Origin of the sequence: Shewanella sp. SW24 (assembly GCF_025653395.1) — a bacterium.
GTDB lineage: Bacteria > Pseudomonadota > Gammaproteobacteria > Enterobacterales > Shewanellaceae > Shewanella > Shewanella oncorhynchi.
The window spans coordinates 1-4,832 of the sequence record NZ_JAKKSH010000055.1 but is presented as its reverse complement, the minus strand read 5'-3'; the positions used below and the strand labels follow the sequence as shown (position 1 = coordinate 4,832).

Sequence of the window (4,832 nt, the reverse complement as noted above, 5' to 3'; positions counted from 1 at the left end):
TTCGGAATCGATAACCGCTGAAAGCATCTAAGCGGGAAGCGAGCCCTAAGATGAGTCATCCCTAGGAATTTAATTCCTCTAAAGAGCCGTTCGAGACTAGGACGTTGATAGGCATGGTGTGTAAGCGTTGTGAGGCGTTGAGCTAACATGTACTAATGACTCGAGAGGCTTAACCATACAACCCAGATGGGTTTTACTGAAAATGTTCCAGACATTTTCTAGCACTTCCTCCTTCCATGGAGGTCGTACTAAAGCCTTAGACAGAATACAGATACTTGATWAAGTTTGAACTCAAACAAAGMAAATCAGCTTTCCGAATTATTATTARCGTGAGYCAGARATGGACACGGTAATAAACAGAATTTGCTTGGTGACAATAGCCTTGTGGAACCACCTGATCCCATCCCGAACTCAGAAGTGAAACGCAAACGCGCCGATGGTAGTGTGGGGTCTCCCCATGTGAGAGTAGGTCATCGCCAAGCACCTAATTATCTCATTGAGATGTAACCAAGCCAGCTGAATAAGCTGGCTTTTTTGCGTCTGCAATTTGTTAATTGGACTGCTTTTCTCTCTGTTCTTCATCCTGCCATCTTCTCTAGCATGAGCTGCAATCCTCGCTTTTAGCAGTTACAATACGTTTTTGTCGTCATTGAACAAACACATGTCTCTATCTCATAGCCTTCAATCATTTAATTCCTTTGGTTTAGCCCAGTCTTGCGCGGATCTTGTTGAGGCGCACTCAAAAGAAGCTGTTAAGGCGATCTGTCTGCCACTATGGCAACAGCAATTGCCCATGTTGGTGCTTGGTGGCGGTAGCAATCTGGTCTTTACGGAGGACTTTAACGGCACAGTTGTCAGGATTTTATCGAAAGGAATAAAAATATCTGAAGACACAGAAGCGTTTTATCTCGATGTTGAGGCGGGTGAGAATTGGCACGAGTTAATTCAGTTTACGCTCGAGCATGGTATGTTTGGGCTGGAGAATATGGCGTTAATTCCAGGGACGGTTGGTGCAGCACCTATTCAGAATATTGGCGCTTATGGTGTTGAACTATGTGATGTGTGTGATTGGGTTGAGTATCTTGATTTACCCTCTGGTGAGTTTGTGCGCATCAGCACAGCTGAGTGTCAATTTGCTTACCGTGAGTCCATTTTCAAAGACAAATTGCGCAATCTCGCTGTAGTCACAGCTGTTGGACTGCGCTTAGCTAAACGTTGGCAACCGCGTTTGGCCTATGGTCCATTACAATCGTTTGATCCTGCAACCGTTACAGCGCATGAGATTTTTGAGCGCGTATGCCAAGTACGAAGTGAAAAGCTTCCTGATCCCGCGGTGCTCGGCAATGCAGGCAGTTTCTTTAAAAACCCCATTGTAAGCGCGGCCTGTTATCTAGATTTAGCACAGCGTTTTCCGACGATAGTGGGCTACGCACAAGCGGATGCAACAGTGAAATTGGCTGCAGGCTGGTTGATTGAACAAGCGGGACTGAAAGGTTTTGTGCTCGGCAATGTGGCAGTGCATGACAAGCAAGCCTTAGTGTTAGTGAATCGAGGCGGAGCAACGGGGCATGATATTTGCCGCCTAGCGCTGTATGTTATTGCGCAAGTACAGGATAAATTTGGTGTTGTGCTAGAAGCCGAGCCTAGAATCATCGGGGCTAACGGTGAAGGAGATTTGCATGTCTGAACATTGGGGAAGAAAACGCCAGATATTAGCTTTATTATCTAGCGGGCAATTTGTTTCTGGCGAGCAGTTAGCCACTGAACTTGGGATTTCGCGCGCCGCAGTGAATAAGCATATCGATGCGCTAGAAACCTATGGTGTGGCAATTTATAGCGTCAAAGGTCGCGGTTATAAGTTAGCTAATCCTATTTCTTTGATTGATGCTTCACTTTTAGTGCAATCAATTGATAACCGTTGCTTTTACTTTGATGAGATAGCAAGCACCAACGGTTTTTTGCTGGACCATACTACTGAATTGAAGAATGGTGATGTGTGTGTGGCAGAGTATCAATCCGCAGGTCGTGGTCGTCGAGGCCGAACTTGGGTGTCGCCCTATGGACATCACTTATATTTCTCGCTGTTTTGGACTTTCCCGCAGGGAATGGCGCAGGCAATGGGATTAAGTTTAGTGGTGGCCTGTACATTGGTTGAAGTGCTTAAATCTTTTGGCGTCGAGAATATTGGTGTTAAGTGGCCCAATGACATCTATTTGGATAACAAGAAGCTTGCCGGGATCTTGATTGAGATGTCGGGTCAGGCTGATAGCCAGTGCCAGCTTATCATAGGTGTTGGTGTCAATATGGCTATGTCAGAGGAACAAGGTAAAGGTATCGATCAGCCTTGGAGTGATTTGTCAGAGTTGGTCGACATGCCTGACAAGACGGCGCTTGTTATTGCATTACAGAAGCAGCTTAAGCGTGATATTCAGTTATTTGAGCGTGAAGGATTTGCTGCATTCAAGACTCGTTGGCAAGCCGCAGACTTATTTTATGGTCGTGAAATACGTTTGCTTATGGGGGAAAAGTCTGTCGAAGGAATTTGTCGAGGCGTTGATGAGCAAGGTGCAGTATTGCTCGAAACCGCCGACGGTGTTCAAGCATTTATCGGCGGTGAAATTAGCTTAAGGGCACGCTAAGTACCCAAGAGTCAATTTTACATAAGGCTATTTGCGCATCAGCACGTGGGACATCAAATGATCCTGACCTTTCTGCAGGATCAAATGGGCCCTCTCACGGGTCGGTTGAATGTTAAGTTGTAGGTTTGGACCATTGATTGTGTCCCAAATATTAGCGGCAATCGTATTGGCCTCATCATCGGTTAGCGTCGAATAGTGATGAAAATAAGATTTTTTGTCACTGAATGCACCAGAGCGGAACTGCAGAAATCGTTCTTTATACCATTGTTTTAGCAAAGGTTCTTCTGCATCGACATAAATAGAAAAGTCGACAAAATCGGAGACGAAAGGACGACGGGTATCAACTGGGGAGTCGAGTCCAGTCTGTAATACATTCAAGCCTTCTAAAATTAAGATGTCTGGCTGAGAAACGGTTTGATGCTGATTCTTAACGCGGTCATAGGTGACGTGCGAATAGATAGGGGCTTTCACATGTGGCTGACCGGATTTCACGGCGGAGATAAACTCAACCAGCATTTTCATATCGTAACTTTCTGGAAATCCCTTACGCTGTAATAGTCCTTTACGTTTTAAGTCCGCCAGAGGATACAAAAAACCATCTGTTGTCACCAAATCAACTTTTGGGTGTTCAGGCCAGTGCCGTAGTAAAGCTTGCAAAATACGTGCTGTGGTGCTTTTCCCGACGGCGACACTACCAGCAATACTAATGATGTAAGGACTTTTTGATGGTTTTTGACCGAGGAATTCATCAACCACTAAGCCTCGTTGTTGCTTAGCTTTAACGATCAAATTCAGTAGCCGGCCAAGGGGAAGATAAATATCGGTCACTTCCGATAAGGAAATCTTTTCATTTATGCCTCTAAGGTTCTCCAAGTCTTGCTCACTCAGTGTCAACGGCACTGAATCTCGTAACTCAGACCATTGCAGGCGCTCGAAGGCGAGATAGAGTGCTTTTTGAATTGAATTTTTAGAAGTCATTGGCTTTCCTCAGCTTAGGAAAGGCACAGTACACTATGAGATTATTTGGAACAATACTAAATGGGTGATTGCAGTCGTGTTTCCGTTACCGTTTGATGTATTCGCTGTTTAATTGGCCGTCAAAGTTGCATAACGTGTAAAAAAACACCGTTCAAGCGCTTTTTTTACGTAAATAGGCGTTTTTTACTTGCACTTGGGAGCGCATTTACCTAATATCCCGTTCCGAAATGATAATGCCGGCATAGCTCAGTTGGTAGAGCAACTGACTTGTAATCAGTAGGTCCCGAGTTCGACTCTTGGTGCCGGCACCATTTTCTGTGGAGGGGTTCCCGAGTGGCCAAAGGGATCAGACTGTAAATCTGACGGCTCAGCCTTCGAAGGTTCGAATCCTTCTCCCTCCACCACTTTTTTCTAGGTAGTTAGGTAGCCTTAGTTAGGTTGCGCGGACATCGTATAATGGTATTACTCCAGCCTTCCAAGCTGATAACGCGGGTTCGATTCCCGCTGTCCGCTCCAAATTAGTTGCTGATATGGCTCAGTTGGTAGAGCACACCCTTGGTAAGGGTGAGGTCGGCAGTTCGAATCTGCCTATCAGCACCAGCCTCTCTAAATTTAGCTCCTACGCCTAAACATAATCGGTTCGATGTCATTTTAATGCATCGGATTTTTTCTATATGTTAGTTTTCATCACCAAGAATCTTGGACTGAGGCATTACCATGGCTAAAGCTAAATTTGAACGTATTAAGCCCCATGTAAACGTGGGCACCATTGGTCACGTTGACCATGGTAAAACCACACTGACTGCAGCTATCTCTCACGTACTGGCTAAGACCTACGGTGGCGAAGCTAAAGACTTCTCTCAAATCGATAACGCTCCAGAAGAGCGTGAGCGCGGTATTACGATCAATACCTCTCACATCGAATATGACACGCCTTCACGTCACTACGCACACGTAGACTGCCCTGGCCACGCTGACTATGTTAAAAACATGATCACTGGTGCTGCACAGATGGACGGCGCGATTCTAGTAGTTGCCTCTACAGACGGTCCAATGCCACAGACTCGTGAGCACATCCTGCTTTCTCGTCAGGTTGGCGTACCTTTCATCATCGTGTTCATGAACAAATGTGACATGGTAGATGACGAAGAGTTACTGGAATTGGTTGAAATGGAAGTGCGTGAACTTCTGTCAGAATACGATTTCCCAGGTGAT

Annotated in this window: 4 protein-coding genes, 4 tRNA genes and 2 rRNA genes; 9 read left to right on the top strand and 1 reads right to left on the bottom strand. The window is 45.5% G+C overall.

Translation table 11 applies throughout. The features are described 5' to 3' along the window. The 4 genes from L5M17_RS22720 to birA all read left to right on the top strand — a co-directional run. Positions 1–177 (top strand): 23S ribosomal RNA (locus tag L5M17_RS22720); the annotation flags it as partial. Between the two features lie 189 nt (positions 178–366). Next, positions 367–482: ribosomal RNA gene (gene rrf, locus L5M17_RS22715) — 5S ribosomal RNA — on the top strand. Positions 483–661: 179 nt separating this feature from the next. After that, positions 662–1,687, top strand: coding sequence for a UDP-N-acetylmuramate dehydrogenase (gene murB, locus L5M17_RS22710; protein ID WP_263149272.1), 1,026 nt, complete (start codon positions 662–664; stop codon positions 1,685–1,687). After that, entirely contained in the window at positions 1,680–2,639 is a 960-nt protein-coding gene (birA, locus tag L5M17_RS22705) for a bifunctional biotin--[acetyl-CoA-carboxylase] ligase/biotin operon repressor BirA (protein ID WP_219235821.1), read from the top strand. Before murB ends, birA begins: the two co-directional genes overlap by 8 nt. Positions 2,640–2,666: 27 nt before the next feature. Here birA and coaA read toward each other — a convergent pair whose 3' ends face one another. After that, on the bottom strand, positions 2,667–3,617 hold the full coding sequence (gene coaA / locus L5M17_RS22700) for a type I pantothenate kinase (RefSeq protein WP_263149271.1): 951 nt from the start codon (positions 3,615–3,617) through the stop codon (positions 2,667–2,669). Between the two features lie 235 nt (positions 3,618–3,852). Between coaA and L5M17_RS22695 the strand changes: the two genes are divergently transcribed. From L5M17_RS22695 to L5M17_RS22675, 5 genes are all read left to right on the top strand, one after another. Beyond that, positions 3,853–3,928, top strand: a tRNA-Thr gene (locus L5M17_RS22695). An 8-nt stretch (positions 3,929–3,936) separates the two neighbouring features. Beyond that, a tRNA-Tyr gene (locus tag L5M17_RS22690) sits at positions 3,937–4,021 on the top strand. Positions 4,022–4,059: 38 nt separating this feature from the next. Continuing rightward, a tRNA-Gly gene (locus L5M17_RS22685) sits at positions 4,060–4,133 on the top strand. Positions 4,134–4,141: 8 nt separating this feature from the next. Next, positions 4,142–4,217 (top strand) — tRNA-Thr (locus L5M17_RS22680). A 117-nt stretch (positions 4,218–4,334) separates the two neighbouring features. Beyond that, the coding region (locus L5M17_RS22675; protein WP_263149270.1) for a GTP-binding protein at positions 4,335–4,832 on the top strand (498 nt) is incomplete at its 3' end.

Excerpts from the sequence above, each read along its gene's own strand:
- murB (WP_263149272.1), top strand. The coding sequence starts at position 662 with ATGTCTCTATCTCATAGCCTTCAATCATTTAATTCCTTTGGTTTAGCC.
- birA (WP_219235821.1), top strand. The coding sequence starts at position 1,680 with ATGTCTGAACATTGGGGAAGAAAACGCCAGATATTAGCTTTATTATCT.
- coaA (WP_263149271.1), bottom strand. The coding sequence starts at position 3,617 with ATGACTTCTAAAAATTCAATTCAAAAAGCACTCTATCTCGCCTTCGAG.